Genomic DNA, 4,301 nt, shown 5'->3' on the forward strand with positions numbered 1-4,301 from the left:
CGGGCCCATTCCGGGGTCGCGGCGGCCAATCCACACGCCGGGGTGACGCCGATGCGATCACGCAGCGCCGAACGCCCGAAGCCAAGCCGGTCGATGATGGCCACGACGCTCGCGGCGACCTCCTCCACCGCGGGCGGGCGCGGCGGCGCGCTCGACGCCACGACGCCCAGCATGATGACACGCCCCGATTCGACGAACTCGGCCATGGCGTCCAAATCACCGGCTTCCAGCGTGCCGGCGTCCACCGATACCGCACTAACAAGACTGTTCTGCAACACTTTCCATGGAATCTCCGCGTCACAGCAATGCACTGACACCTCTGCGCCCGCGGCGGCCACACAGGTGTCGAGCAGCGTGGTGGCCAGGCTCTCCTCCAGCGCGGCCACCGGGCTCAGCGAGGTCACTCCGGTCAGCCGGCCGGCGACGGCCGCGGGCAGTGACGGCTCATCGAATTGCACCACCACCGGAGTATCGAGCCGACGGGCCACCGAGGCCCGATGCGCGCCAACCCCTTCGGCCAGTGAGGCGGCAATGTCGTTGAGCGCACCGATGTCGGTGATCGCCCGATGCCCGTTGGACAGTTCCAACCGGGCCGCCAGCGTGATCGGCCCGGGCGCTTGAACTTTGACGGGTCGCCCGCTCCCCCGCAAACCCGCGGTCTCCCAAGCCTCTTCCAGCGCATCGATGTCCTGGTCGAGCAGGCTGGCCGCCCGCCGCACCACCGCGCCGGCCCGGGCCACCACCCGATAGCCACGCGGCACCGTGTCAATGGCCACGTCGATCAGCAATGCACCGGCACGGCCGATGATGTCGGCGCCCACTCCGCGGGCGGGCAACTCGACAAGGTGAGCCATCGCGGCGTTCAACTCGCCCACGACAATCTCGGCGGCCGGTCGCGCGGCAGTACCGGGCCACGACCCGGTGCCGGTAGCGGTTGCGAAAACGCTCACCGGACAACCGTATTCGATGGGGTCCCCGGCACACCGAGCGAGGGGGTCGGCCCCACGATTAGGCTGGCGAGCAGGGAAAGGGGCTGACAATGATGGCGCGACGGCTGATGCTGTGTGCCGCGGCCCTGTTGGCGGCCGGATGCACCCACATCGTGGGCGGCACCGCTGTGCCCGGATACGGTGCAGCACCGAACCTTTCCGGCGTCGACGTCAACCGTGTCCTGCTCGAGCAGTCCCGGATGCAGGCGATAACCGGTGGCGGCGAGCACCTGACCATCATCCCGTCGATGGACGGCGACTCCCCGGTCGACATCGACGCGCTCGCCCCGAGCGCACCACCCGAATGCCGCTTCGTCTTCGCAGACAGCGCAACCTTCGGGCCCGACATCGAAGCGTTCCACAAAACCACCTTCCAAGATCCGCCTGATGGAGGTCTGATCTCGGAAGGAGCCGCCGCCTACCGCGACGCAGATACCGCCCATCACGCATTCACCGCCCTGGTGGCAACCGTTGGCCACTGCGCGCACAGCTCTGCCGGTTCGAGGTTCGTCGGGACCTGGAAGTCCGACGAACAGTCGCTGCAGACCCGCCCCGGCGACTGCGGGCGCGACTATCTGCTCAAGTCCGTGGTGCTGATCGAGGTCACCTTTTGCGGATTCCCGGACTCGGTGTCCACGATCGTGATCACCAACATCGCGTCCAACGTGCCGGGCTAACCGCGTTCGAGATCAGACGGCCCGGTATGCATGGCGTAGATACGGACGGGTTGTGATTTGCCTTTCAACTGCACCGCTGGACGTTCGATCCACCCGTCATGGTCGGCGATCAGACTCCGCGTCGCGTGCGTGATCAGCAGGTCGTCTCCGGTGTCTCGGGTGGCGGATTCGACTCGTGCCGCGGTGTTCACCGTGTCACCGATAACAGTGAAGTCAAGCCGACCGCCACCGCCGATCGTCCCCGCGATGACAGTTCCAGAATTGATCCCGACGCCGATGCGAAACGCGCCACGATGACGCCGGATGGCTTCGACAATGTCGCGTCCTGCAGCGACCGCACGACTGGCATGGTCGAATTGGCGATCCGGAGCACCGAACACTGCCAGCAGCCCATCCCCGATGAATTTGTTCGCATGGCCGCCATGGCGCCTCACGATCGGGACGATCTCGCTGTACAACTCGTTCAAGCGCGTAACGACATCACGCGCTTCAGCGGTCTCCGCGTACGCAGTGAAATCCCTTACGTCGGTGAACATCAGCGAGACCTCAATTTCCTCACCTGCCAGGTCGATTCCCTCCCGCAGGATGCGTTCGGTGAGTTCAGGGTCGACGTAGGCGCCGAAGGCATGGCGTAACTGTTCTCGTTCGGCAAGTCCGCTCGCCATGTGATTGAAGCCCGCCTGCAGTAGGCCGACCTCGCTGCCGTCCGCCACCGCCACCCGCGCATCGAAGTCGCCCGCACGGACATCTCCCTGTGCCATCCGCAACAAAGCGAGCGGCTCGGCTAGCGATCTAGCGGCGAAATGGGTGGCCGCAAATCCCACGATCAGACCGAGTCCCGCGAGGAAAAGCGACGCCGCGACCACCTTGGCCCTGTCGAAGCCAACACCGGCGAGATCGAGCCCGGCGAAGATCGCGATGCCCAGCAGCGGCACTCCGGTACCAAGCGCCCAAAAGGCGCTCAGCCGCACCCCTACACCGGGACTGGCCGATTGCGGCGGCTCGGTATCGGAGAGCACCAGCGCGGTGATAGGGCGCATCGCGCGCTCCACCATCAAATACTGCACCGCACACGTCATGCACGCCCCCAGCACGGTGGAAAAAAGGCTCGGGGCGATCGCACTGGTCGAGACGCTCGCGGCCGCTGACGTCCCTATCATGTCAGCGACCATCCAGATGGCAAATGTCTTGATAGCCCAGTCGCGCGGGTATCGCAGAACCCGCTCGCGTTCGAACTCCGTCGGCGGCCGGTCTTCAGCCAGCCATCGCGCGATCGGGGCGAACGGTCGCCACCACACCCACCACCCCCCGAATATCAGCGCAAGGATGGTGAAAACGACCAGAACCGAGACGCTGCGACGCTGTAGTTCCCCGTATTGGTCGGCCGCCACCACGTTTGGCGCAACATAAAAGTCGAAACCCGTCACGACCGCGGCGCTGGCGGCATTGCTGATAATCGCGATCAATCCGAGCCGAGGCAGGATTCCTTGTGTTCTCCGCGACGGTGCGGCTCCAGATTGCGCCACCGGCGCCGCCCTCCAGGTATTGCGGTGTTGCCGCTGATTTGCTCAGGACTAGCCATAGTTATAGCCGGGCAATAGGGGTTACGAGGCCACGATGGTGGCGCTGCCAAGCACTTCGTCGCCGTCGGGGTCAGGCCGATACATCACCAGCGTCTGCCCCGGTGCCACGCCGCTCAGCGGCGCGCGCAGTCGCACCGCCAGCTCATCGCCCGCCAACTCCGCTACCGCGTCGACCGCCTCGCCGTGCGCGCGGACCTGGACCGCGCATTCGACGGGTCCGGCCGGTGTGGTGCCCGCGGTGAAAACCGGCTGGTGGCCGGTCAGCTGCCAGATCTCCAGGTCGGCCGCCGAGCCGACCTGGACCGTGCCGCTGTCGGCGTCGATCGCGGTGACATAACGCGGCCGGCCGTCCGGGCCTGGGCCGGCGATGCCCAAACCCTTGCGCTGGCCGATGGTAAAACCGTGCACCCCGTCGTGGGTGGCCAGCACCGACCCGCTTTGGTCGATCACCGAGCCGCGCCGCACCCCGATGCGCTCGCCCAGAAAGGCCCGGGTATCACCGGATGGGATGAAGCAGATGTCGTGGCTGTCCGGCTTATTCGCGACCGCCAGTCCCCGCCGGGCCGCCTCGTCGCGGATCTGCGATTTGGGGGTGTCCCCGATCGGGAACGCGGCGTGGCGCAGCTGATCGGAGGTCAGCACCGCGAGCACGTAGGACTGGTCCTTGTCGGTATCGACGGCCCGACGCAACTGGCCGCCGGACAGCCGGGCGTAGTGGCCGGTGGCCACCGCGTCGAATCCCAGTGCCAGCGCGCGGGCCGCCAGCGCGGAGAACTTGATTCGCTCGTTGCACCGCACGCACGGATTGGGGGTTTCGCCGCGCGCGTAAGACGACACGAAATCGTCGATCACGTCTTCTTTAAACCTGTCCGCGAAATCCCAGACATAGAACGGGATTCCGAGCACATCAGCGACCCGCCGAGCATCCCCGGCGTCCTCTTTGGAACAACACCCCCGCGAACCGGTGCGCAAGGTGCCCGGGGCCTGCGACAAGGCCAGGTGCACGCCGACCACGTCGTGCCCGGCGTCGACCATTCGGGCGGCGGCGACCG

4 protein-coding genes are annotated in these 4,301 nt (G+C 66.5%); 1 reads left to right on the forward strand and 3 read right to left on the reverse strand.

The window, feature by feature from the left end:
* Positions 1–950: methionine synthase (locus tag VN856_RS12745; protein WP_325689514.1), on the reverse strand; the 950-nt coding region annotated here is incomplete at its 3' end.
* A gap of 92 nt (positions 951–1,042) precedes the next feature.
* Here VN856_RS12745 and VN856_RS12750 point away from each other — a divergent pair.
* Positions 1,043–1,666, forward strand: coding sequence for a sensor domain-containing protein (locus VN856_RS12750; RefSeq protein WP_414686941.1), 624 nt, complete (start codon positions 1,043–1,045; stop codon positions 1,664–1,666).
* Here the strand turns inward: VN856_RS12750 and VN856_RS12755 are convergent.
* Positions 1,663–3,192, reverse strand: coding sequence for an adenylate/guanylate cyclase domain-containing protein (locus VN856_RS12755; protein ID WP_325689516.1), 1,530 nt, complete (start codon positions 3,190–3,192; stop codon positions 1,663–1,665). The genes VN856_RS12750 and VN856_RS12755 overlap by 4 nt on opposite strands.
* A gap of 78 nt (positions 3,193–3,270) precedes the next feature.
* The coding region (gene mnmA, locus VN856_RS12760; RefSeq protein ID WP_325689518.1) for a tRNA 2-thiouridine(34) synthase MnmA at positions 3,271–4,301 on the reverse strand (1,031 nt) is incomplete at its 5' end.

Origin of the sequence: Mycobacterium sp. (assembly GCF_035603715.1) — a bacterium.
Classification (GTDB): domain Bacteria; phylum Actinomycetota; class Actinomycetes; order Mycobacteriales; family Mycobacteriaceae; genus Mycobacterium.